19 protein-coding genes are annotated in these 24,608 nt (G+C 67.6%); 9 read left to right on the forward strand and 10 right to left on the reverse strand.

The genetic code is table 11. The features are described 5' to 3' along the window. The first annotated feature begins 211 nt into the window (after positions 1–211). From ACSFBF_RS25540 to ACSFBF_RS25565, 6 genes are all read left to right on the forward strand, one after another. Positions 212–1,246: a putative 2-aminoethylphosphonate ABC transporter substrate-binding protein gene (locus ACSFBF_RS25540; RefSeq protein ID WP_435471920.1), complete on the forward strand. Its 1,035-nt coding sequence runs from the start codon at positions 212–214 to the stop codon at positions 1,244–1,246. Between the two features lie 28 nt (positions 1,247–1,274). Further along, positions 1,275–2,354, forward strand: a complete 1,080-nt coding sequence (locus tag ACSFBF_RS25545) for an ABC transporter ATP-binding protein (RefSeq protein ID WP_093172634.1) — start codon at positions 1,275–1,277, stop codon at positions 2,352–2,354. Between the two features lie 2 nt (positions 2,355–2,356). Next, positions 2,357–4,072 carry a putative 2-aminoethylphosphonate ABC transporter permease subunit gene (locus ACSFBF_RS25550; protein ID WP_435471922.1) on the forward strand — a complete coding sequence of 572 codons (1,716 nt, stop codon included), beginning with the start codon at positions 2,357–2,359 and terminating at the stop codon, positions 4,070–4,072. Then, entirely contained in the window at positions 4,072–5,217 is a 1,146-nt protein-coding gene (locus tag ACSFBF_RS25555) for a TIGR03364 family FAD-dependent oxidoreductase (protein ID WP_435471924.1), read from the forward strand. The genes ACSFBF_RS25550 and ACSFBF_RS25555 overlap by 1 nt, the downstream gene beginning before the upstream one ends. A 49-nt stretch (positions 5,218–5,266) precedes the next feature. Beyond that, positions 5,267–6,094 carry a phosphonoacetaldehyde hydrolase gene (gene phnX, locus ACSFBF_RS25560; protein WP_435471926.1) on the forward strand — a complete coding sequence of 276 codons (828 nt, stop codon included), beginning with the start codon at positions 5,267–5,269 and terminating at the stop codon, positions 6,092–6,094. A 183-nt stretch (positions 6,095–6,277) separates the two neighbouring features. Then, a complete protein-coding gene (locus ACSFBF_RS25565) occupies positions 6,278–7,546 on the forward strand; it encodes an MFS transporter (protein WP_435471928.1) in 1,269 nt (422 codons plus the stop codon). Here the strand turns inward: ACSFBF_RS25565 and ACSFBF_RS25570 are convergent. Next, positions 7,494–8,912 (reverse strand): aminotransferase-like domain-containing protein, encoded by a 1,419-nt coding sequence (locus tag ACSFBF_RS25570; RefSeq protein ID WP_435471930.1) that lies wholly within the window; start codon positions 8,910–8,912, stop codon positions 7,494–7,496. The two genes, ACSFBF_RS25565 and ACSFBF_RS25570, sit on opposite strands and share 53 nt — an antisense overlap. A gap of 99 nt (positions 8,913–9,011) precedes the next feature. Here ACSFBF_RS25570 and ACSFBF_RS25575 point away from each other — a divergent pair, with 99 nt between their 5' ends. The 3 genes from ACSFBF_RS25575 to ACSFBF_RS25585 are packed head-to-tail and all read left to right on the forward strand — an operon-like array spanning position 9,012 to position 11,207. Further along, positions 9,012–9,200: a DUF2970 domain-containing protein gene (locus ACSFBF_RS25575; protein ID WP_093050271.1), complete on the forward strand. Its 189-nt coding sequence runs from the start codon at positions 9,012–9,014 to the stop codon at positions 9,198–9,200. After that, positions 9,197–9,907: a c-type cytochrome gene (locus tag ACSFBF_RS25580; RefSeq protein WP_435471933.1), complete on the forward strand. Its 711-nt coding sequence runs from the start codon at positions 9,197–9,199 to the stop codon at positions 9,905–9,907. Before ACSFBF_RS25575 ends, ACSFBF_RS25580 begins: the two co-directional genes overlap by 4 nt. Before the next feature lie 13 nt (positions 9,908–9,920). Next, positions 9,921–11,207 carry a c-type cytochrome gene (locus ACSFBF_RS25585; RefSeq protein WP_435471935.1) on the forward strand — a complete coding sequence of 429 codons (1,287 nt, stop codon included), beginning with the start codon at positions 9,921–9,923 and terminating at the stop codon, positions 11,205–11,207. Position 11,208: 1 nt separating this feature from the next. Here the strand turns inward: ACSFBF_RS25585 and ACSFBF_RS25590 are convergent, their stop codons facing one another. The 9 genes from ACSFBF_RS25590 to gspF form a co-directional block, all read right to left on the reverse strand. Further along, positions 11,209–13,218, reverse strand: coding sequence for a lipoxygenase family protein (locus ACSFBF_RS25590; protein WP_435471937.1), 2,010 nt, complete (start codon positions 13,216–13,218; stop codon positions 11,209–11,211). Positions 13,219–13,384: 166 nt separating this feature from the next. Then, positions 13,385–14,779 (reverse strand): 8-oxoguanine deaminase, encoded by a 1,395-nt coding sequence (locus tag ACSFBF_RS25595; protein ID WP_435471939.1) that lies wholly within the window; start codon positions 14,777–14,779, stop codon positions 13,385–13,387. 20 nt (positions 14,780–14,799) lie between these two features. Further along, positions 14,800–17,058 (reverse strand): phosphocholine-specific phospholipase C, encoded by a 2,259-nt coding sequence (locus ACSFBF_RS25600; protein WP_435471941.1) that lies wholly within the window; start codon positions 17,056–17,058, stop codon positions 14,800–14,802. Between the two features lie 31 nt (positions 17,059–17,089). Continuing rightward, positions 17,090–17,263: a hypothetical protein gene (locus ACSFBF_RS25605; RefSeq protein ID WP_435471943.1), complete on the reverse strand. Its 174-nt coding sequence runs from the start codon at positions 17,261–17,263 to the stop codon at positions 17,090–17,092. A gap of 130 nt (positions 17,264–17,393) precedes the next feature. After that, complete coding sequence (locus ACSFBF_RS25610) at positions 17,394–19,637, reverse strand: phosphocholine-specific phospholipase C (RefSeq protein ID WP_435471945.1); 2,244 nt, start codon at positions 19,635–19,637, stop codon at positions 17,394–17,396. Positions 19,638–19,744: 107 nt separating this feature from the next. After that, a complete protein-coding gene (locus ACSFBF_RS25615) occupies positions 19,745–22,030 on the reverse strand; it encodes a phosphocholine-specific phospholipase C (RefSeq protein WP_435471947.1) in 2,286 nt (761 codons plus the stop codon). A 20-nt stretch (positions 22,031–22,050) separates the two neighbouring features. Next, on the reverse strand, positions 22,051–22,224 hold the full coding sequence (locus ACSFBF_RS25620) for a hypothetical protein (protein WP_435471949.1): 174 nt from the start codon (positions 22,222–22,224) through the stop codon (positions 22,051–22,053). Positions 22,225–22,427: 203 nt separating this feature from the next. After that, entirely contained in the window at positions 22,428–23,327 is a 900-nt protein-coding gene (locus tag ACSFBF_RS25625) for a 5'-nucleotidase (RefSeq protein WP_056509256.1), read from the reverse strand. Positions 23,328–23,352: 25 nt separating this feature from the next. Further along, on the reverse strand, positions 23,353–24,591 hold the full coding sequence (gene gspF, locus ACSFBF_RS25630) for a type II secretion system inner membrane protein GspF (RefSeq protein WP_435471951.1): 1,239 nt from the start codon (positions 24,589–24,591) through the stop codon (positions 23,353–23,355). Positions 24,592–24,608 lie beyond the last annotated feature (17 nt).

The following is a 24,608-nucleotide window of genomic DNA, read 5'->3' on the forward strand; positions in this document are numbered from 1 at the left end:
GCAATGACATGCAGATGACGAAACCGCCGCGAAATCGCCGGCCCAAGGTGCATTTTTGGGTATTTGGGTGTTTCTGGGGCATCTGACAAATTCCTGTCACATGCCGGTGCCAGCATCGCCCGCATTCGCTGAACGGCACTTGCGTACTTTCGCTTGCCTGTCCATGTGTCCCGCATCGCGTCCTTTCTACTTTCCCAAGGGAACCTCCACCATGCTGCATCGTCAACTCCGCTGGGCCTTCGTGCCGGCCGCCCTGTTCTCGCTGGCTTTTGCCGCATCGGCCCAGGGCCGTACCGAGCTGCTGGTCTACACCGCGCTCGAAGCCGACCAGGTGCAGGCCTACAAGGCCGCATTCGAAAAGGAGAACCCGAGCATCGAGCTGAAGTTCGTGCGCGACTCGACCGGCATCGTCACCGCCAAGCTGCTGGCCGAAAAGGCCAACCCGCAGGCCGACGTGGTGTGGGGCCTGGCCGCCACCTCGCTGATGCTGCTCGACAAGGAAGGCATGCTCCAGCCCTACGCGCCCAAGGGCCTCGATGCCATCAAGCCGACCATGCGCGATGCGGCCAACCCGCCCAAGTGGGTCGGCATGGACGTGTGGTCGTCGGCCATCTGCTTCAACACCGCCGAAGCGCAGAAGAAGAACCTGCCCAAGCCCACCAGCTGGGCCGACCTGACCAACCCGGTCTACAAGGGCCAGATCACCATGCCCAACCCCGCCGCGTCGGGCACCGGCTACCTGATGGTGTCGGGCTGGATCCAGATGATGGGTGAAGAAAAAGCGTGGAAGTACATGGATGCGCTGCACCAGAACATCGGCATCTACAGCCAGTCGGGCAGCAAGCCCTGCCGCCAGGCTGGCGCCGGCGAGTTCGCGCTCGGCATGTCCTTCGAATACCGCGCCAACAAGACCAAGCGCGACGGCGCTCCCATCGACATCGTGCTGCCCAAGGAAGGCCTGGGTTGGGACATGGAAGCCACCGGCATCATGAAGACCAGCAAGAAGCAGGAAGCCGCCAAGGCGCTGGCCGACTGGGCCGTGACCAAGCAGGCCAACGAGCTGTATGCCAAGAACTTCGCCGTGCTCGCGCTGCCGGGCATCCAGGAAAAGCTCGAATTCGTGCCGGGCGACGTCGAGAAGCTGCTCGCCAAGAACGACTTCAACTGGGCTGCCGCCAACCGCGACCGCATCCTGACGGAATGGTCCAAGCGCTACGAGTCCAAGTCGGAAAAGAAGCCGCTCTGATTTCTTCGAAGCCAAGCGGTATCCGGTCATGACGAGCAGCAGCTTTCTTTCCCTTCGCGGCATCGGCAAGTCCTTTGGCGCCACACGCGTGCTCGACGGCATCGATCTCGACATCGAGCCCGGCGAGTTCGTGTGTCTGCTCGGCCCTTCGGGCTGCGGCAAGACCACGCTGCTGCGCATCGTCTGCGGCATCGAGCGCGCAGACAGCGGCCAGATCCTGCTCGGCGGCCAGGACATCGCGGGCCTGCCGCCCGCGGCGCGCGGCTTCGGCGTGGTGTTCCAGTCGTACGCGCTGTTTCCCAACCTGACGGCTGCGCAGAACATCGCCTACGGCCTGCATCCCACGGGCGCACTGGCCCGCGAGATGGCCAAGCGTTCGCGCGAGATGCTCGACCTCGTCGGCCTGGCCGCGCATGCCGACAAGTACCCCGTTCAGCTCTCGGGCGGCCAGCAGCAGCGCATTGCACTGGCGCGCGCACTCGCGCCCAATCCGCGCCTGCTGCTGCTCGACGAGCCGCTTTCCGCGCTCGACGCGCAAGTGCGCGCCAGCCTGCGCAGCGAAATCCGCGCGCTGCAGAAGCGCCTGGGCATCGTCACCATCATGGTCACGCACGACCAGGAAGAAGCCCTCTCGATGGCTGACCGCGTGGTGCTGATGCACAACGGCCGCATCGAGCAGGCCGGCACGCCCGACGAGCTGTACCGCCAGCCGCGCACCCGCTTCGTGGCCGGTTTCGTGGGCCGCATGAACATGCTGCCGGCCACCGTGCTGGCCGACGGCAAGGTGCGCGTGCGCGACAGCGAGTTGTTCTGTGCACCTGGCAGCCTCAGCGTCGGTTCGCAGGCAACAGTGGGCATCCGTCCCGAGCACGTGGTCGTGAAGCGCTTCGGCACCGAGCTCGGTGCCAACAGCTTTGCGGCACGCCTGCTCGACACCGAGTTCTTCGGCAACCGCACCTCGGCCCGCCTGGCCTGCGAGCCGTTGGGCATCGAGATCGAGGCCGAGCTGCCCGCCGATGCGCGCGGCGGCGGCAGCGATCCGCTGGTGCCGAGCAGCATGGTGCACATCCAGCTGCCCCTGAACGCGCTGTCGGTCCTGGCGAACTGAGCATGAGCAGTTCTCCCGACGCCATCGCCGCCGTGCCGGTGGTGGTGGCGCGCAGCAGCGCATTCGACCGCGAGCGCTGGCTGACGGGCGCGGCCGTGTTGCTGGTCGTGCTGCTGCTGGTCGTGATCGTCGCGCTGCCGGTCAGCGCGCTGGTCGGCCAGAGCTTCTTCGACCATGCGGGCGCGTTCGTGGGCCTTGCCAACTTCGCGCGCTACCTCGACAACCCGGCGCTGGTGCAGTCGGCCTTCAACAGCCTGGGGCTCGCGGCGCTCAGCGCCGTGATTTGCACGGGCATCGCGTACGTGTACGCCTACGGGCTCACGCTGTCGTGCATGCCGGCCAAGGGCGTGCTGCGCGCGGTGGCGCTGGTGCCGCTGCTGGCGCCTTCGCTGCTGCCTGCGATCAGCCTCGTCTACCTGTTCGGAAACCAGGGCCTGTTCAAGGGGCTGCTCGGTGGCGCGTCCATCTACGGCCCGCTGGGCATCGTGCTCGGCTCGGTGTTCTGGACGCTGCCGCATGCGCTGCTGATCCTCACGACCGCCATGGCCACCTCCGATGGCCGGCTCTACGAGGCCGCGCAGACGCTGGGCGCATCGCGCTGGCGCATCTTCCGCACGGTGACGCTGCCGTCGTCGCGCTACGGCCTCATCGTGGCCGCGATGGTGGTGTTCGTGCTGGTCATCACCGACTTCGGCGTGCCGAAAGTCGTGGGCGGCCAGACCGGCGTGCTCGCGACTGACATCTACAAGCAGGTGGTCGGGCAGCAGAACTTCCAGATGGGCGCGGTGGTCGGCCTCGTGCTGCTGATTCCGGCGGTGCTGTCGTTCCTGGTCGAGCGCCATGTGCGCAGCAAGCAGGCTGCGGCACTCTCGGCGCGTGCCACGCCTTACCAGCCCGAGCCCGTGAAGGTGCGCGACCGCGCACTGCTGGCCTTCTGCGTGCTCACGGCCTGCGGCATCCTGGTGATGATCGGCATGGCGGTGTTCGCCTCGCTGGCCACCTACTGGCCCTACAACCTCGTACCGTCGTTCAAGAACTACGACTTCAGCAACATGGACGGGGGCGGCTGGGGCAGCTACTTCAACTCGCTGCGACTGGCCGTGTGCGCGGCAGTGGCGGGCGCATTCATCACCTTCATCTCGGCCTACCTGGTCGAGAAGCCGCGCCACTTCGGCCTGCTGCGCGAACTGCTGAACCTGCTGGCCAACCTGCCGCTCGCGGTGCCGGGGCTGGTGCTGGGCGTGGGCTATATCTTCTTCTTCATCTCGCCTTCGAACCCGCTGCGCGCCATCTACGGCAGCATGACCATCCTCGTGGTGTGCACGGTGGCGCACTTCTTCTCGGTGGCGCACCTGACCTCGCTCACTGCGTTGCGCCAGCTCGACCGCGAATACGAGCTGGTGTCCGAGTCGATGGGCGTGCCGTTCTGGCGCACGCTGTGGCGGGTGCACCTGCCGGTAGCGCTGCCGACCGTGCTCAACGTGGGCGGCTATTTCTTCGTCAATGCGATGACGACCGTGTCGGCCGTCGTGTTCCTCTACTCGCCGCAGACCACGCTGGCAGCCATCGCCGTGCTCAACATGGACGACGCTGGCGATGTCGCGCCCGCCGCCGCTATGGCCTCGCTGATCATGCTCACGGCCGCCATCGGCCGGGGCGTGTTCGCGCTGGCGGGGCACTGGGCGCTGAAGCGCACCCAAACCTGGAGACACCGGTAATGCCCGGCACCCAACAACAAGCCCACAACCCCGACAGCTTCGATCTCATCGTGGTCGGCGCCGGCATCGTCGGCCTGGCCCATGCCTACAGCGCCGTGCAGCGCGGTCTCAAGGTCTGCGTGATCGAGCGCGATGCGGCCTGCGTTGGTGCCTCGATCCGCAACTTCGGCTTCATTACCATCACCGGCCAGGCCCCGGGCGACATGTGGCGCCGTGCGATGCATGCCCGCCACGTGTGGAGCGAGGTTGCGCCGCAGGCCGGCATCGAGGTCGTGCACCGCAACCTCTGGCTCGCGGCCTACCGCCCCGAGGCGCACGACGTGCTCGAAGCCTTCATGCGCACGCCGATGGGCAAGGGCTGCGAGCTGCTCGACGCCGCCGACGCACAGGCCAAGGCGCCGGCGCTGAGCCTGGCGGATGCGCGCTCGGTGCTTTTCAGCCCGCACGAGTTGCGCGTCGAATCGCGCACCGCCATCGGCTTGCTGACCAAATGGCTGGCCGAAGCGCACGGCGTGACCTTCCGTTTCAGTGAAGCCGTGCTCGAAGTGGAAACGCCCCGCGTACGTACCTCGCGCGGCACGCTGCATGCCGAGCGCGTGGTGGTCTGTACCAACACCGACCTGCACGGCCTGTTCGCCGACCGTATCGCCGCGCACGAGCTCACGCTGTGCCGCTTGCAGATGCTGCGCGTGAAGCCCGAGGCGGGCTTTCATCTGCCCGGCTCCGTGATGATGGACCTGAGCCTCGTGCGCTACGAGGGCTACAGCACGCTGCCCGAAGCCGCCGCGCTGCGCGCACGCCTGCAGCAGGAAGAGGCCGCCTCGCTCGCGCACGGTATCCACCTGATCGTGGTGCAGAGCGCCGACGGCTCGCTGGTGGTCGGCGACTCGCACCACTACGCCGATGCGCCCGAACCCTTCGCAATGGAAGAGGTCGACCAGCTCATCCTGCGCCACCTGCGCAGCACGCTGAACCTCGAAACCGCGCAGGTCACCGAGCGCTGGACCGGCGTGTACCCTTCGTCGAAGACCACGCCCTGCGTGATCGACGCGCCCGACGACGCCACGCGCTTGGTGCTGGTCACCAGTGGCAGCGGCGCGAGCACCGGCTTCGGCATCGCGCACGACGTCTTCAACGCCTGGTGATGGCTGCAAGGCCGTCGCCTTCCTTCCGAACCTCTTCATCTCAGCCGCCATGAACGCCCACAACCATTCGCAACTCCAGGCCGTCGTCTTCGACTGGGCCGGCACCATCCTCGACTTCGGCTCCTGCGCCCCCATGGGTGCCTTCGTGAAGCTGTTCGAACAGTTCGGTGTTGACATCACCATCGCCGAGGCGCGCGGCCCGATGGGCGTGGCCAAGTGGGACCACATCAAGGCGCTAGGCACGCTGCCGCGCATCAATGCGCAGTGGGAAGAAAAGCACGGCCATGCGTTCAACGACGCCGATGCCGACAAGCTGTATGAAATCTTCACGCCCATGAACGCAGCCAGCGTGCGCGACCACGCCGACTTCATTCCGGGCGCGCTCGAGGCAGTCGGCGTGCTGCGCCAGCGCGGCCTGAAGATCGGCTCGACCACCGGCTACAACCGCCCGATCATGGAAGTGGTCGTGCCCATTGCTGCGGCCGGCGGCTATGCGCCCGACAACCTCGTGTGCGGCGGCGACCTCGCCGAAGGCCGCCCGTCGCCGCTCATGATGTACCGCTGCTTCGCCGACCTCGGCGTGTGGCCGCCGCACACCGTGGTGAAGGTCGACGACACGGGCGTCGGCTTGCAGGAAGGGTTGAACGCGGGCACCTGGGCCGTGGGCCTGGCAATCAGCGGCAACGCCAACGGCCTCACGCTCGCCGAGTGGCAGGCGCTCGACGAAGATCAACAGCAGGAGCGCCGCGCACGCGCCACAGCCGAACTCGAAGCAGCCGGCGCGCACTACGTGATCGACAGCGTGGCTGACTTGCCGCTGGTTCTCGAAGACATCGAGCGCCGGCTGCAGCGCGGCGAGCGGCCTGTCGTCGCCTGACCTGTAGCCAGAAGCGGCAGCGTCCGACTTGACGCGGGCCTATGAGCTTTGTCGCCACGCCTGCGCCATTCGCACACTGAGCCAATGCCGAGCCTGAAGGTGGTTTGACACCACCGGGCTGTTCGCGTGTCTCGCGTGCCTCGCGTTTTCGCGTCACGGGGTATCCTCGTCGCGGAGACAAAAATGAAGACAAACGAGACAACCGCCCATCAGGCGGATTCACGCTACGCCATGCTGCGCCTGGGCCTCACGCTGCTGGTCATGACGGTCGGCAGCAGCGGCATGTACGTGGTGTCGGTGATGCTGCCCGCGGTGCAGGCCGAATTCGGCGTCGCGCGCGCCGATGCCTCGCTGCCCTACACGCTGCTGATGCTGGGCTTCGGCTTCGGCGGTGTGCTGATGGGCAAGCTGGCCGACCGCGTTGGCGTGATGTGGCCGCTGCTGATGGGCTCCGTGTTTCTCGGTGCGGGGTACATCGCCACGGGTCTTTCGGGCGGCATCGTTTCATTCACCATCGCGCAGGCGCTGCTGGTCGGCCTGCTCGGCAGTTCGGTGGCTTTTGCGCCGCTGGTGGCCGACACCTCGCTGTGGTTCGTCAAGCGGCGCGGCATCGCGGTGGCGGTGTGCGCGAGCGGCAACTACCTCGCGGGCGCGGTGTGGCCGCCGATCGCGCAGCACTTCGTCGAAACGGTGGGCTGGCGCCAGACCTACATCGGCATGGGCATCTTCTGCGGGCTGACGATGGCGCTGCTTGCCCTGTTCTTCCGCGCGCGGCCACCCGCGCTGGCCGAGGCTCCACCCGTCAACGCATCGAACAATGCCGCCGCAGTGCGCGACATGACGCGGCCCTTCGGCCTGAGCATGGGCGCGGCGCAGGGCCTGCTGTGCGTGGCCGGCGTGGCCTGCTGCGTGGCGATGGCGATGCCGCAGGTGCACATCGTGGCCTACTGCGGCGATCTGGGCTACGGGCCGGCGCAGGGCGCGATGATGCTGTCGCTGATGCTGGGCTTCGGCATCGTGAGCCGGCTGGTGTCGGGCGCCATCTGCGACCGCATCGGCGGGCTGCGCACGCTGCTGCTGGGCGGCTTGCTGCAGTGCGTGGCGCTGCTGCTGTTCCTGCCCTTCGACGGATTGGTGCCGCTCTACGTGATCTCGGCGCTGTTCGGGCTGTTCCAGGGCGGCATCGTGCCGTCGTACGCGATCATCGTGCGCGAGCACTTTCCGCCGAAGGAGGCGGGCGCGCGCGTGGGCACGGTGCTGATGTTCACGCTGTTCGGCATGGCGCTGGGCGGGTGGATGTCGGGCAAGGTGTTCGACCTCACGGGCAGCTACCACGCGGCCTTTTTGAATGGCATCGGCTGGAACCTTGTGAACGTGAGCATCGCGGCCTTCCTGCTGTTCAGGACGCTTCGGCAGCCAGGCGGCCGAGTGTCTGCATTGCCTGCTCGCTGAGCGCGCTCCACGGGTGGCCGTAGTTCAGCCGCAGGCAGTTGGTGAAGGCGCGCGTGGCCGAGAAGATCGGCCCGGGCGCGACGCTGATGCCCAGCTCCAGCGCCTTGCGGTGAATCTCCAGCGCGTTCGCCCGCACCGGTAGCTCGACCCACAGGAAGTACCCGCCCAGCGGCCGCGTGGCGTGCGTGCCCGGCGGAAAGTAATGGCCCACGGCCTGCGCGAAGGTGGCCTGCTGCATTGCCAGCGTTTGCCGCAGCTTGCGCAGATGTTTGTCGAGCCCGCCCTTTTCGAGATAGCCCGCGAGCGCCAGCTGCGCGGGCGCCGAGGTGCTGAGCGTGGTCGTGAGCTTCTGCCGCGCGACCCTGCGCGCGAAGCGCCCGGCCGAGGTCCAGCCGATGCGATACCCGGGCGCGAGGCATTTCGAGAACGAAGAGCAATGCAGCACCAGCCCCTGCGTATCGAAGGCCTTGGCCGGCGCGGGACGCCGTTCGCCGAAGTAGAGCTCTGCGTACACGTCGTCCTCGATCAGCGGCAATTCGTGCCGCGCCAGCAGCTCCACCAGCGCCTTCTTCTTCGCATCGGGCATCAGGCTGCCCAGCGGATTCTGGAAGGTCGTCATGAGCCAGCACGCGGTGGGCTTGTGCGCCGCGATGGCCAACTCCAGCGCTCCGAGGTCGATGCCTTCGCCCGGATGCGTCGGCACCTCGATGGCCCGCAGGCCCATGCGCTCCAGCGCCTGCAGCGCGGCGTAGAAGGTGGGCGACTCGACGATCACCGCGTCGCCCGGCCGCGTGACCGCCGCGAGGCAGAGATTCAGCGCTTCGAGCGCGCCGTTGGTGATGACGATCTCGTCGGCCGGCACCGGCATGCCGTCGGCCAGGTAGCGCAGCGCGATCTGCCGGCGCAACGCCGCGCTGCCGGGCGTGAGGTCGTCCACGGTGCTCCATGGGTCGAGCGACTTGGCGCTGGCGGCCATGAACTGCCCGAGCCGCGCCAGCGGAAAAAGCAAGGGGCTCGGAAAGGCCGAGCCGAAGGGCACGACCTTGCGCGACATGCTGGCTTCGAGGATGTCGAAGACCTTGTCGCTCACGTCCAGCGACAGCGGCCCCTCGGCCGGGCGCGAGGTGAGGGTGGACTCGGGTGGCACATCGCGAAGGCCGCCACCGGTGACGTAATAGCCCGATCGGTCGCGCGCCCGCACCAGCCCGCGCGCTTCCAGCAGGTAGTAGGCCTGGAACACGGTCGATGCGCTGACCCCGCGGCTCTGCCCGGTGTGGCGCACCGAGGGCAGGCGGTCGCCGGTCTTCAGGGTGCCGTTGCGGATCGAGGCCTCGATGTCGGCGGCCAGGGCTTCATATCGCTTCATCGCAGGGTGTTCTTCATTCGGCAGCACTTTATCTGCACCGGTCAATTGGAGCGGATCTGCATCTGTTTTTTTGGGCCCGCCTGGGCCACACTCGACCTCATGTCGAATCTCATGCGCGCGGTGCGCGCCGTTCTCTGGAGTTTCATCGGACTGGGTGGCCGCCGCGCCGACGCCGACAAGCGGACCGCGCAAGTCGGCATCCTGCCGCTGATAGGCGTGGCATTCGTGATGGTGCTGCTGCTGATCGCGGGGCTGCTGGCACTGGCGCACTACGCTGCCGGCACATGAAGCGCGGATTTCGCTTCCTCGTACTCGGGCTGCTGCTGCTCGTTGTGCAGGGCATGGCAAGCGCAGCAACGCCCGCCACGGTGCCCGACACCATCGAGCAGCGCGTGGCCGCCTGCATCGCATGTCACGGCCGTGAGGGCGCGACCACCAATGCGGGCTACTTTCCGCGGCTGGCGGGCAAGCCGGCCGGCTACCTGTTCAACCAGCTCGTGAGCTTCAGAGACGGCCGGCGCTTCAACAGCGACATGGCGTACATGGTCCAGCACCTGTCGGATGCCTACCTGCGCGAAATGGCCGAGTACTTCGCCGGGCTGCAGCTCCCTTACCCGCCAATTTCTCCCACCAGCGATGCCACGCCCGAGCAGCTTCAGCGCGGCCGCCAGCTCGTGCGCGAAGGCGATGCGGCGCGCGGCATACCCGCCTGCGTGCAGTGCCACGGCGCGGCGCTCACGGGCGTGCAGCCGGCCATTCCGGGGCTGCTGGGGCTGCCGCGGCTCTATGTTTCGTCGCAGCTCGGCGCATGGCTCACGAACGAGCGGCATGCGCTGCCGCCCGACTGCATGGCCGACATCGGCCGGCGCATGAGCACCGCCGACATCAACGCCGTTGCGAGCTGGCTGGCGGTGCAGCCGATGCCGGCCGACACGAAGCCCGCGGCCTCGCTGCCCGCGCCGCTGCCCGTGACCTGCGGCGGCATGCCGAAGTGACGGAGCCGCGCCCATGAAACTGCGACACCTGGCCTGGACGCTGCTGACATTGATCGTGCTCGGCGCAGCCGCCGCCGGCGGCATCGTGGCGATGAACCTGCGTGGCGAAGACCCGCTGCCCGCGCAAGCCGAAGCCTTTGCCGCCACGCCGCAGCTCATCGAGCGCGGACGCTACCTCGCGCTGGCCGGCAACTGCGCGGGCTGCCACACCACGCGCGGCGGCCAGCCCTATGCGGGCGGCCTGCCGATCGATACGCCCTTCGGCACCATCTATTCGAGCAACCTCACACCCGACGACAAGGCCGGCATCGGAAGCTGGAGCAGCGCGCACTTCTGGCGCGCGATGCACAACGGCCGCAGCAAGGACGGGCGGCTGCTGTACCCGGCGTTTCCGTACCCCAACTTCACCCAGGTGACGCGCGAGGACTCGGACGCGATCTACGCCTACCTGCGCAGCGTGCCGCCCGCAGCTGAGCCCAACAAGGCGCACCGGTTGCGCTTCCCCTACGACACGCAGGCGGCGCTGGCCGTGTGGCGCGTGCTGTCGTTCAAGCCCGAGCCCTTCGTGGCCAATGCCGGCAAGCCGGCCGAGTGGAACCGAGGCGCATACCTCGTCAACGGCCTGGGCCATTGCATCGCCTGCCACGGCAGCCGCAATTCGCTGGGTGCGACCGAGACGAAGCTGGGCCTTTCGGGTGGCCTCATCGCCGTCGAGAACTGGTACGCGCCATCGCTCACCGATCCGCATGAAGCCGGCGTGGCCGACTGGCCTGCGGCCGACGTGGTGGCCCTGCTCAAGAGCGGTGTCGCACCGCGCGGCTCGGTCATGGGCCCGATGGCCGACGTGGTGTTCCGCAGCACGCAGTATCTGAGCGACGCCGACCTGACGGCCATGGCGAGCTACCTGAAGGACCTGCCTGATGCGCCGAAGCCCGAGGCGACGGCCGTTGTTGCGAAGGCCCCCATCCGCCGCGATGCCGGCACGATGACGCGCGGCGCGAAGATCTACGACCAGCGCTGCGCCTACTGCCATGGCGATCAGGGGCAGGGCGCAGCGGGCGCCTACCCTCCGCTCGCGGGCAACCGCGCCGTCAACATGGCGCGGCCCACCAACCTGATCCAGGTGATCGCGCACGGCGGCTTCCTGCCCTCGACCGCCGGCAATCCGCGTCCCTACGGCATGCCGCCGTTCGGCCAGACGCTGGACGCCGCCGAGGTCGCGGCCGTGCTCACCTACGTGCGCGGCTCTTGGGGCAACGACAGCGCACCCGTCACGCAGCTCGACACGATGCGGCGCTGAGTCAGATGTTCGTGCTGGAAGGAATCCGGCTCGGTAACAAGTGCTCGTAAGGCCGCGCGCGCGTCGTGTTGCGCTGGCGGATGGTGGCCTCGATGCCCACGAGCGCATTGCGGAAGCGCTCCAGTGGCCCGCCTTGCCCCGCGATGGCCGGGTCGAGCAGCACCGGCAGATGCGGGAACACGTTGTCCTTGTACTCGCCCAGCGGCCGGTAATACACGCCGCCGAGTATGTGGAACAGCAGGATCTGCTCCTGCGCCGCCAGCCGCGATGGCAGCATCTGCGACCAGCTTGCTTCGTTCTGACCCGCACTGCTCGTTGGTGCCGGCACACCGCCCGCGCCAGCGCTGAAGGGCGCATAGGTCATCACCGAGTACTGCGGGAAGTTCACCGCCGCATGCTGCGCGCTGGCGTTGAAGATGATCGCGGTCAGCACGTCGATGAGCTGCGCGCGCGTGGTGATCGGCCGGAAGCCGTGCACCTTGCCGCTGGTCGCGAGCTCGGTGGCCCAGGCCTTGAGCTCGTAGTCGCCGGTCACGTCGGCGTCGCTCAGGTAGTAGGTGGCCACGTAGTCGCCGACCCATTGCGCGATGGCGTTCCACACCAGCAGCGCGTCGTCGCGGTACGGGTAGTCGGGCAGCGCCGCCGTGTCGTCCACGCCGCGCGTGCGCAGGTCGTTGGGCAGCATCATGCGGTCGTAGAAGTCGTAGGCCAGCCGGTCGCGGCCGCACTGCTGCTGCAGCGTCTCGATGGGGGCGGTGAGGATCACGTCGCCCGTGGTCAGCGGTGCCATGATGATCAGCGTCGCAAACTCGTTGATGAACATCGCGCCTTCGAGGTGCGGCGACAGCAGCCGGCTCAGCGGATGCGCGGTCGCGAACTGGCGCTGCGTGGCCATCGTGAAGGCCTCCGACATCAGGTGCGTGCGGCCCAGGTGCACGAACATCTCGTGGTAGTTGAAGTCCGCCACCTGCACGGCAGTCTTTGCCGATTGCCAGGCCCAGTAGGCCTCGGCGTTGGCGGTGTCGTCCACGCGCAGGAAGATCGGGCTCAGCGTCGGGTCTTGCCCGCACTGGATTGCGACCGGCACCAGCGAGCGGCTGGTCTTCGGCCGCGCGAACAGCGCGATGGGCGCGTGGATGTAGGCCGTGCCCGTGAGCGGCTTGACCTGCGGGCCCGCCGGCGCCATGTCGCCCAGGCCTTCGTAGTCGAGCAGGTAGAGCCGGCCCGACGAGGCCGCATCGGCCAGGCTGTCGCCGGCGCCCATCACCTGCCGGTACTGCGCGTCGCTCAGCGGGAACTTGGTGGGCAGCGCCGTCGCACGCTGGATCAGCATCGGGTTGGGTCCGGACACGCGCATGGCCGCGAACAGGTCGTTGTCGTGCAGCAGTTGCGAGATGGCGGGCTTCTCGATGGTGACGAAGAGCGCGTCGTACTGCGCCACCGTCTTCGGTCCGTTCAGCGCGCCCAGCGGGCCTTGCGACAGCAGGTCGTGGTGAATCTGCTTGAGCTGCGTGGCGATGTCGCCCGCCGTACCCGTGAGCGTGCCCAGCAGGCTCAGTACCGCGGCGGGCAGCGTCGCCAATCCGCCGTTGGCCGCCAGCAGCTGATCGAAGCTGGCCTGCAGGCCAGCCAGGCGCGTGCGCAGGTTGTCGAGCGACTGCAGGCTGCCCGAGGCCAGCGCGCTGGTGGCGAACGAGGCCGCGAAATTGGTGACGGCTTCCACTGCCTTCGCGATGGTCTTGAGCTGGTGCTCCAGCGCCGGCAGCTCGGTCGCTGGCACCACCGCACCCATCGGCACGCCGGCCAGGTTGATGTGCGATTCGGTCCAGAGGTAAGTCGCCTGCCGCCCCACCAGTTCGAGCCGCCGCAGCGTGGCGCTGATCGGGTCGATCTTCTGCGGCAGCGTGGGCTTGAGCACCGGCAGGGTCGCCGATGCGGTGGATGGTTTGCCGGCCAGCAGGCCCAGGCCGCCCGCCGAGGCGGACCATTTGAGGATGTCTCTGCGCTTCATCGGGGAGTTCCCTGTTGTTTTGAATCTCGGGAAGGCCGACGGGATGTCCGGCCACTGAATAGAACGATCGTTCTATTTGGTGGGCGGATTCTGCGGAGGGGCTCCGGCGTTGGCAATGAGGGTTGGTGCCTAGCCCAAAGGTGCTCACCCGGCGCTGCCGGGGGGCTCAGGCCGTGTGCGGGTGCCGGGCGCCGTCGTAGAGCGTGCGTGCAAGGTCGCGATGCCTTGCCAGCAGTGGCGTCAGCTCCAGCCCGGTAAAGCCGCCGTCGCGGATGCGGACCGCCCCGTTGATCACGCTCAGCGACACCGAAGCCGGCGTGCAGAACACCAGCGCCGCCACCAAGTCATGCCCCGCACCCGCATGCGCCACCCCGCGCATGTCGAAGGCGACGATGTCCGCCGACATGCCCGGCGCGATCGCGCCGATGTCGTCGCGCCCCAGCACGCGCGCGCCGCCCAGCGTGGCGATCTCCAGCGCCTCGCGCGCCGTCATCGCCGCCGGGCCGTAGCCCACGCGCTGCAGCAGCATGGCCTGCCGCGCCTCGCCCAGCATGTGCGCGCCGTCGTTCGATGCGCTGCCGTCCACGCCCAGCCCCACTGGCACGCCTGCGCGGCGCATCGCGCCGATGGGCGCGATGCCCGAGGCCAGCCGCATGTTGGAACAGGGGCAGTGCGCCACGCCCGTGCCGGTGCGGCCGAACAGCGCGATGCCGGCCTCGTCGAGCTTCACGCAGTGCGCGTGCCAAACGTCGCGGCCGACCCAGCCCAGGTCTTCGGCGTACTCGGCCGGCGTCATGCCGAACTTCTCGCGCGAGTACGCCACGTCGTTGTCGTTCTCGGCCAGGTGCGTGTGCAGCGACACGCCGCGTTCGCGCGCCAGCTCGGCCGAAAGCCGCATCAGGTCGCGCGACACCGAGAACGGCGAACACGGCGCGAGCACGATGCGGCGCATCGAGTGGCGCGAGGCGTCATGCCAGCGGCCGATGAGGCGTTCGCTGTCGCGCAGGATGGCTTCTTCGGTTTCCACCACCTCGTCGGGCGGCAGGCCGCCGGCGCTGCGGCCCACGCTCATGCTGCCGCGCGCCGCGTGAAAGCGCATGCCCATGGCATCGGCCGCCTCGATCGAATCGTCGAGTTTCGAGCCGTTGGGAAACAGGTAGAGATGGTCGCTGGTGGTGGTGCAGCCGGAGAGCATCAGCTCGGCCATCGCGGTCTGCGTCGACACGCGGATCATCTCGGGTGTGAGGCGTGCCCACAGCAGGTACAGGTTAGTGAGCCAGCCGAACAGCTCTGCGTCTTGCGCCTCGGGCACCGCGCGCGTGAGGCTCTGGTACATGTGGTGGTGCGTGTTGACCAGGCCCGGCATCACCACATGGCCGTGCATGTCGATGGCCTCGGCCTGGCCGTTGCGCAGCGCCTCGTGATACGCGACGGGAAGGTCGGCCGTGGGGCCCGCCCAAGCCACCGCGGGGCCGTCGCACACCACGGCGCCGTCGGCGATTTCACGCCGGGCGGCGTCCATGGTGAGCAGAACGTCGGCATGTCGAAGAATCATCAGCATGCCGGCATTCTTGCCGGGGCTCAGAGGTCGGGCAAGCCCATGGCCGGGTCGCTCACCGTGTGCTTGCCGGTTTCCACGCGGCCGGCGAAGCGGCGGTAGTAGGCCGGGTCAGCATCGCAGGTGACTGCGAAGTCGTACCACTGGCCGCTGCTCGCGAGTTCCCAGTGTTGGTCCACACTGGCACCGCCGTTCACCGTCGCGGTCCATGGACCGTCGTTGCGATAGGCCTTGGCGTTGATGGTGAACTTGCACGCTGCCTTGCCGTCGTTTCGCATGGACAGGTAGACATTGCCATTGGTGATGTCGTAGCACACGCGTACTTCAGGCTGTGCCGCACCGCCTGCGCGCAGGGTGTTGAGATTGCCCTTGAAGTGGCGGTGGAAGCCGTTGGGCCCGAGCACCCACAGGTCGTAGAGGCCGGCGTCGTCGGTCATCGCGGCCCAGGTGTCGTCGAGCGTCTTGCCCGCCTCGACCATGTAGCGGCGCGGCAGGCGGTCCAGATGAAGCTTGTCGTAGACATGGAACACGGCGGCCGCTTTGCCGGTGTTGGAGAACAGCAGCTTGAGCTTGCCGCCGACCGCATCGGCCAGGGCGCTGGTGTGCAGTTCGTACGGCAGGGCGCGCGAGGGACGCGTGCCGGTGGGCTGGTTCGGCAACTGGGGATCGAGCGGCAGCGGCACCTGCGTCAACGCTTCCTGGTCGAGGCGCAGCTTGTCGGCCTCGGTCCTGTTCTTGCGGCCGGTGAGTGTGGGCAGGGCCTCGCTGTTGGGCGTCGCGAAGTTGAAGGCGCTCGTGAGGTCGCCGCACACGGCGCGGCGGTAGGGCGAGATGTTGGGCTCCTTCACGCCGAAGCGCGCCTCGATGAAGCGCAGCACCGAGGTGTGGTCGAACACCTGCGAGTTGACCCAGCCGCCGCGGCTCCATGGCGAGACCACATACAGCGGCACGCGCGGGCCGGGGCCGAACACACGGCCGTCGGGTGCAGGCTGCGAACGGCTGCCTTCCGGTGGCTGCTGCGTGAAGTACTCGTGCACCAGGTCGGCATTGGCGAGCGTCGTCTTGCCCGCGGCGGGGCTCCTGGAGTCGATGGGGTTGATCAGCGATGGCGCGGACGGCGACGGCACATGGTCGAAGTAGCCGTCGTTCTCGTCGAAGTTGACCAGCACCACGGTCTTGCTCCAGACCTCCGGCACGGCTGTCAGCGCGTCCAGTATTTCCTGCAGGAACCAGGCGCCTTGCACCGGGCTGGATGGGCCGGGGTGTTCGCAATAGATGGAAGGGGCGTTGATCCAGCTCACCTGCGGCAGGCGGCCGGCCTTGATGTCGCTCCGGAACGCATCCAGGTACTCCTCCGGCTTGTTGCCCGGCAAGGTGTTGGCGATGCCCTTGTAGAGTGGGTTGCCCGGGTTGTCGCTGGCGGGGTCGTAAGCGTGATAGGGCGTCGCCTGGCCACTGTTGGAATAGGGCGCGTTGGGGGCGCCGCCGCTGGAGACCGGAAAGGGCGAGGCCTGGTTGGCGCGCCTGAACTGGCGGAAGGCGCCGAGCATGTTGTCGCCCCATTCGTCGGGCATGTTCTGGTAGCAGATCCAGCTTACGCCAGCGTCTTCCAGCCGCTCGGCGTAGGTCTTCCACGTATAGCCGGTGTTCACGGCGGAAGCGCGTCCGTCGAGCCAGTCCCACTCGTTGTTGACGAAGGCAACGTTCTGCGCGGTCGAGCCGTTGGTGCCTGTCAGGTGGAAGGAGCGGTTGGCGTCCGTTCCGGTGTGCATGGCGCAGTGGTAGCTGTCGCAGAGCGTGAAGGCGTTGGCCAGCGAGAACTGGAACGGCACTTCCGCTTCCTTGAAGTAGCCCATGGCTGCGCTGGTCTTGTAGCGCGGCCATTGGGAGAGGCGGCCGCCGTCCCATGCTTCCTGGCTGTCGAGCCACTCGTGCGGCGTGCCGCTCACGCGCTGTGCGTTGCCCTTGGTCTGGTCGAGGTGGTAGGGCAGCACGAGCTTGCCATCGGCATCGCTCTGCTGCCACACGTTGCGCCCGCCCGGCAGCGGAACGGTGAAGCGGTCGCCGAAGCCGCGCACGCCCGGCAGCGTGCCGAAGTAGTGGTCGAAGGAGCGGTTTTCCTGCATCAGCACGACGATGTGCTCGACGTCCTGGATGGTGCCGGTCTTGTTGTTGGCCGGGATTGCAAGTGCGCGGCGGATGCTGGGTGGGAAGGCGCTGAGGGAGAGGGCGGCAAGGCCGGTGGTGGCCGTGCCGGTGAGGAATTTGCGGCGTGAATTCATGGGCAGCTTGTTGTTGTGGTTCTTCGGGCGATCAGGGAGCGCAGCGCTTTTCGGGCTTGACACCCGTATCCGGTGGGGGTGATGTGGTGTCCGGTGTGGGCAGGCCGGCGAAGCCGCCACCGTCGCTGCCGCCGCAGGCTGAAGTCACGCAGGCAATGAAGAGCAGCGCGCACGCGAGAGGCGTGCGCGAAGTGATGAATCGCATGGGGAGATCCTCTCGGTGTTGTGCCGCCGAGGCTAGGAAGCCCGGGTGACATCGAGATGAACCCTTCGCTGCCGAGGTGTAAGCGCGCATTGCGCGCGCTCCACGCCTCGTTATCGATGCATGGCGATGCTCAGAGGTCGGCCATGCCCATTGCCGGATCGCTCACCGTGTGCTTGCCGGTTTCCACGCGGCCGGCGAAGCGGCGGTAGTAGGCCGGGTCTGCATCGCAGGTGACTGCGAAGTCGTACCACTGGCCGCTGTTCGCGAGCTCCCAGTGTTGATCCACGTTTGCGCCGCCGTTCACGCTTGCAGTCCACGGGCCATCGGTGCGATAGGCCTTGGCGTTGATGGTGAACTTGCACGCCGTCTTTCCGTCGTTGCGCATGTTCAGGTAGACGTTGCCGTTGGTGATGTCGTAGCACACGCGTACTTCGGGAGCAGCGTTGCTCGTGCCCAGCGCATTCACATTGCCCTTGAACTGGCGATGGAAGCCGTTGGGCCCGAGCACCCACAGGTCGTAGAGGCCGTTGTCCCCGGCGACGGGCGTCCAGGTGTCGTCGAGCGTCTTGCCCGCCTCGACCATGTAGCGGCGCGGCAGTCGGTCGAGATGCAGCTTGTCGTACACGTGGAACACGGCCGCGGCCTTGCCGGTGTTGGAGAACAGCAGTTGCAGCTTACCGCCGGTCGCGTCGACCTTGGCGCTCGCGTGCAGTTCGTAGGGCAGCGCGCGCGAAGGCCGCGTGCCCGTGGCCTGCTGCGGCAGTTGCGCGTTGGCCGGCGGCACCACCTGCGGCAGCACGTCCTGGTCGGCGCGGACCTTGTCGGCCTCGGCCTTGGTGCGGTTGCCCGCGAGCACCGGCAGCACCTCGGTGTTGGGCGTCGCGAAGTTGAAGGCGCTCGTGAGATCGCCGCACACCGCGCGGCGGAACGGGCTGATGTTGTCTTCCTTCATGCCGAAGCGGGCTTCGACGAAGCGCAGCACCGAGGTGTGGTCGAACACCTGCGAGTTGACCCAGCCGCCGCGGCTCCACGGTGATATGACGTACATCGGCACGCGCATGCCGGGGCCGTACACGTTGCCGTCGGGCGTGGGCTGCGCGGTGGGAATACCGGGCGGCGCAGGGTGCGTGAAGTACTCGTAGCTCATGTCCTGCGCGGACAGCGTGCTCTTGCCCGCGAGCGTCGACGCATCGGGGTTGGGCGAAGGCGCGGAGGGCGAGGGCACGTGGTCGAAGTAGCCGTCGTTCTCGTCGAAGTTCACGAACAGCACGGTCTTGCTCCACACCTCGGGCACGGCGGTGAGCGCGTCCAGCACCTGCTGGATGTACCAGGCGCCCTGCACCGGGCTCGACGGGCCGGGGTGCTCGGAGTACACGTCGGGCGGAATCACCCACGACACCTGCGGCAGCCGGCCGTTCTTCACGTCGGCGCGGAACGCATCCATGATCGCGCCCGCGTCGAAGGCGGCCTGGTCGGCCACCGGCAGCGTGTTGGCTGTGCCCTTGTAGAGCGGGTTGCCCACGTCGTCGCCTGGCACGTAGGCCGGTGATTTGCCCTGAGGCAGCGAGGTGCTCACCGGCTTGCCCGATGCTTCGTTCGCCTTGCGGTAGGGCTTGAAGCCCAGCAGCGGGTTGCAGCCGTAGTTGTTGGGGATGTTCTGGTAAACCATCCAGCTGACGTTGGCCTCCTGCAGCCGCTCGGCGTAGGTTTTCCATTCGTAGCCTTCGGTCGACGGGCCGGTGGAGCTCCAGGCGTTGACGTTGTTCACGTAGGCCACGTTGGCGCCGGTGGGGCCGTTGGTGCCGGTCCAGTGGAAGGAGCGGTTGGCGTGCGTGCCCGTGTGCATCGCGCAGTGATAGTCGTCGCAGATCGTGAAGGCGTTGGCCAGCGCGAACTGGAACGGCAGCTCGGCTTCCTTCAGGTAGCCCATCGACTGCAGGTACGGCGTCTTGCCGGCCTTCTTGTAGCGCGGCCACTGGTACATGCGCCCGCCATCCCAGGCGTTGTGCGCATCGACCCAGGTGTGCGGCGTGCTCGACACGCGCTGGGCGCTGCCCTGCGTGCTGTCGAGGTAATAGGGCAGCACCACGTTGCCGGCGTCGTCGAGTTGCTGCCAGACCTTGCGGTCAGCGGGAAGCGGGATGGTGAAGCGATCGCCGAAGCCGCGCACGCCCATGAGCGTGCCGAAGTAGTGATCGAAGGCGCGGTTCTCCTGCATCAGGATGACGATGTGCTCGACGTCCTTGATGGTGCCCGTGGCGTTGTTGGCCGGAATGGCTAGGGCGCGGCGAATGCTCGGCGGGAAGGCGCTGAGCGCGAGGGCGGCAGCGCCCGTGGTGGCGGTGCTGGTGAGGAATTTGCGGCGTGAGGTCATGGATGTGTTGTTGTGGTTTTCATGGACGGGGTCAGCGGCACAAGTCGTGATGATGAGCGCAGGCACGAGGCGCCTGCGCTCATCCTCTCATTGGAATGTACCGGCGCTCAGAGGTCGGCTGTGCCCATTGCCGGGTCGCTCACCGTGTGCTTGCCGGTTTCGACGCGGCCTGCAAAGCGGCGGTAGTAGGCCGGGTCGGCATCGCAGGTGACTGCGAAGTCGTACCACTGGCCGCTGGCAGCGAGATCCCAGTGCTGGTCCACGCTCGCACCGCCATTCACGCTTGCGGTCCACGGACCGTCGTTGCGATAGGCCTTGGCGTTGATGGTGAACCTGCACGCCGTCTTGCCGTCGTTGCGCATGGTCAGGTAGACGTTGCCGTTGGCGATGTCGTAGCACACGCGCACTTCGGGCGTGGCATTGCTCGTGCGCACCGCGTTGAGGTTTCCCTTGAAGTGGCGATGAAAGCCATTGGGCCCGAGCACCCACAGGTCGTAAGCACCAGCGTCGTCGGTCATCGCGGCCCAGGTGTCGTCGAGCATCTTGCCCGCCTCGACCATGTAGCGGCGCGGCAGGCGATCGAGATGCAGCTTGTCGTACACGTGGAACACGGCTGCGGCCTTGCCGGTGTTGGAGAACAGCAGTTGCAGCTTGCCGTTGACCACATCGGCCTTTGCGCTGGTGTGCAGTTCGTACGGCAACGCGCGAGAGGGCCGCGTGCCGGTGGGCTGGCGCGGCAGCACCGGCGTAGAGGGCAGCGGCACCTGCGCCAGCGCTTCCTGGTCGAGGCGCAGCTGGTTCGCCTCGGTCTGGGTCCTGCGTCCCGCGAGGGTGGGCAGCACTTCGTTGTTCGGTGTCGCGAAGTTGAAGGCGCTCGTCAGGTCGCCGGCAATCGCGCGGCGGAACGGCGAGATGTTCGTTTCCTTCACGCCGAATCGCGCTTCGAGAAAGCGCAGCACCGAGGTGTGGTCGAACACCTGCGAGTTGACCCAGCCGCCGCGGCTCCACGGCGAGATGACGTACATCGGCACGCGCGGGCCGGGGCCGTAGACGCGGCCGTCCGGCTGGGGCACGCCGCTGGGTGTACCGGGCACCAGCGGGTGGTTGTAGCGCTCGAACGCGACATCGGCGTCGCCGAGCGTGGTCTTGCCCGCCGCGCTCTTGTCCGGGTTGATCGACGGCGCGGAAGGCGAGGGCACGTGGTCGAAGTAGCCGTCGTTCTCGTCGAAGTTGACGATGAACACCGTCTTGCTCCACACATCGGGCGATGCGGTGAGCGCGTCCAGCACCTGCTGGATGTACCAGGCGCCCTGCACGGGGCTCGAAGGCCCGGGGTGCTCGGAGTAATCGGCGGGCGCGACGATCCACGACACCTGAGCGAGCTTGCCGCTGGCCACGTCTTGCTTGAACGTGCCGAGCAGGCCGCCGTCGGGCATGGTGTTGGCGATGCCCTTGTAGAGCGGGTTGCTCGCGTCGTCGCTGGCGGGGTCGTAGGCCGGCAGCGTCGTGCCCACGGGTGGGCCGGCGTCGCCGTCGTAGCGTTCGTTGTTCTTGCCGGATACCTTGTTGGCCGCGCGGTATTGCTGGAAGCCGGCCAGCGGGTTGTCGGTGAAGTTGTCGGGCAGGTTCTGGTAGACGATCCAGCTGACCTTGGCCTCCTGCAGGCGCTCAGGGTAGGTCTTCCAGTTGCAACCGAAGGTGGTCGAATCGACACCGGGGTTGTCGGCCGGGTCCCATGGAAAGCGCAGGTTCTCCCAGGTGTTGTCCACCGAGGCGACGCCCGCCACGCCAGTGCTGGTCTGGCCCGAGGGGCCGTTGGTGCCGCTCCAGTGGAACAGGCGGTTCGAGTTGGTGCCGGTGTGCATGCCGCAGTGGTAGCTGTCGCACACGGTGAAGGCGTTGGCCAGCGCGTACTGGAACTGCAGTTCGGCCTCTTGCAGATAGCCCATCGATTGCGTGAAAGGCGCCGTGCCGGTGGCCTTGTACTTCGGCCATTGGTTGAGGCGCCCGCCGTCCCAGGCGTTCTGTGCGTCGAGCCAGCTGTGCGGCGTGCCGCTGACGCGCTGCGCGTTGCCCAGGGTCTGGTCGAGGTGGTACGGCAGCACCACCTTGCCGTCGGCGTCGCTCTGCTCCCACACGCGGCGCCCGCCGATCAGCGGAATGGCAAAGCGGTCGCCGAAACCGCGCACGCCCATGAGCATGCCGAAGTAGTGGTCGAACGAGCGGTTCTCCTGCATCAGGATCACGACGTGCTCGACGTCCTGGATGGTGCCGGTCTTGTTGTTGGCTGGAATGGCGAGTGCGCGGCGGATGCTCGGCGGAAAGGCCGAGAGTGCGAGGGCGGCGGCGCCAGTCGTGGCTGTGCCCGTGAGGAATTTGCGGCGGGAGGTCATTGTGTTGTTCCTGGCGGCGCTCAGGGCGCGCAGCGCATCTCGGGCTTCGGGGTGTTGTCGGGCGGGGTGGGGGTGGTCGGCGTCGTCGGCGTGCCGCCGAAGAAGCCGCCACCGCTGCCACCACCGCACGCCGAGAGCGCGCAGGCCAGGAACAGCACGGGCGCAAGCCGCGTGCGGATAAAAAGAAGTCGCATGGTTCGGTCCTTTGTTATGTGGTTCTGGAAGGTGCGGGAGGGGACGCACCTGGGCCACGAGACTAGGGAGAACCCGTTACCAACTGGTTAACTCGCGGTGACGCAGCGAAGTCAGGCGCGTGACAACGCCCCGCCCAGTGGCGGCGTCGAAATCAGTGGAATGACGGCGTGGCGCGGCCTGGCGCCGCGTTCACGCGCAGCGCTCAGGGCTCGTTGCTGATACCGCTGGATACATGCCCGGCGGGCACGTGGCGCGAGGCCGCATCGACGTGACCGGTCTGGTCGTCGAAGAAGAAGTCGGGTTCGAACTCGCGCAGGAACTCGCCCTTGGGCAGGCCGCCGAGGAACATGGCCTCGTCGACGCGGATGTTCCACTTCATGAGCGTGCGGATGGCGCGCTCGTGCGCCGGTGCGCTGCGCGCGGTAACGAGCGCGGTGCGGATGCGCATCTGCGCATTGCCGGCCATCTGCAGCCGGTGCAGCGCCATCAGCAGCGGCTTGAACGGGCCTTCGGGCAGGGGCAGGTCGGCCTTGCTGAGTTCGTGTGCCTGGAAGGCGTCGAGGCCCTCGGCCTGGAACACGCGCTCGGCCTCGTCCGAGAACAGCACCGCGTCGCCGTCGAAGGCAATGCGCACTTCGTTCGGCCAGGCGTCGCTGGCTTTTACCGATTCGACCAGCACGCGCGCGGCCGGAAAGCCGGCGATGAGCGCCTCGCGCACGTCCTGCGCATTGACCGAGAGGAACAGGTGCGCGCGCAGCGGGCGCAGGTAGCCGAAGGGCGGGCGGCCCTGCGTGAACACGCCGCGCTGCAGCTTGATGTCGGCCGCCGCGCTCGACTTGAAGATGCGCATGCCCGAGACCGGGTCGTTGCGCGAAAGAATCACCACCTCGACGCGCTGCACGCCGTCTTCGTTGAAGCGCAGCAGCTTGCGGATCAGCGAGTACGCAATGCCCGGTGCGGCCGGCACGTCGATGCGGTCGAGCTGCAGCTTCATGTAGCCCTCGTTGTCTCCGGCCTCGAAGATCTTGTTTTCTTCTTCGAGGTTGAACAGGGCACGCGAGGAGATCGCGACCACGAGCTTGTCTTCGAGCGTTACGGGCATGGTGCGCCTTGCTGGCTGGCCGTTGTTACTTGATGAACTGATTCAGCTGGATGATAGGCAGCATTACCGCCAGCACAATCAGCATCACCACCCCGCCCATCGCCACGATGAGCAGCGGCTCGAGGATGGTCGCCAGGTGCATCGCGCGGCGCTGTACTTCGGCACTGAGCTGGTTGGCCGCGCGTTGCAGCATCAGCGGCAGGGTGCCTGTCTGCTCGCCGAGGCGCGCGAACATCGACACCAGGCCCGGAAAGCGCTTCTTCTGCGCCAGCGCCGAGGCCAGCGGCGCGCCTTCGCGCACCAGCACCAGCGCGTCGAGCGCGTCGGCGCGCATCGCGCGGTTGCTCAGCGTTTCGGAAGCCGCCTGCAGCGCACGCAGGATCGGCACGCCGGCCGTGGCCAGCATGGCGAGCGTGCTCGCGAAGCGCGCCGCGTTGTAGCCGCGCGCGAGCTTGCCGACCAGCGGCAGCTTGAGCCAGGCGGCATCGAACTTCAGGCGGAAGGCCTCCTGTGCCAGCGCCAAGCGCGCGCTGATGGCCGCAAGCACGACGGCGCACAGCATCCACCAGCCGTAGTTGCGCACGCCCGCGCTCAGCGACAGCATCACGGTGGTGAGAAAGGGCAGCGAGCGCTTGGTACCCGCGAACACCTGCGCCACCTGCGGCACCACGTAGCTCACGAGGAAGATCACGATCACGATCGCCACCAGCGTGACGATGGCCGGGTACAGCGCCGCGCCGATCAGCTTCTGCTGCAGTGCCTGGCGCTCTTCGAGGTCGTCGGCGAGGCGATCGAGCACGAGGCCGAGGTTGCCGCTCTGCTCGCCAGCGCCGATCACGGCCGTGTAGATGGGCGAGAACTCGCGCGGATGCGCCGACAGCGCACGCGCGAACGGCGAGCCCGCGTTGACTTCGGCGCGCAGCGACGCGACCAGATTGCGCTGCTGCTCGGACTCGGCTTCGTCGGTGAGTGCCGTGAGCGCGCGTTCCAGCGGCAGGCCCGAAGAGACGAGGCCCGCGAGTTGCCGCGTCCACACCGAGAGGCCGGTGGAATTGAAGACGCGCTTGCCGCCGCCGAGCCAGCGGCTGAGGGTGCTGCGCTGGCCGGTGCCGTTGACGTGATCGCTGCCGACCGGCTTGACCGACAGCGGAATGAGCGCCTGCGCCCGCAGCAGGCTGCGCGCGCTGCGTGCGGTGTCGGCCTCGAGCACGCCTTCGCGGCTCTGGCCGCTGGCGTCGATGGCTTCGAAGGAATAGGCGGGCATGGGGAGCGCCGGAGCGG

The organism is Variovorax nivicola, assembly GCF_051216475.1.
Classification (GTDB): domain Bacteria; phylum Pseudomonadota; class Gammaproteobacteria; order Burkholderiales; family Burkholderiaceae_C; genus Variovorax.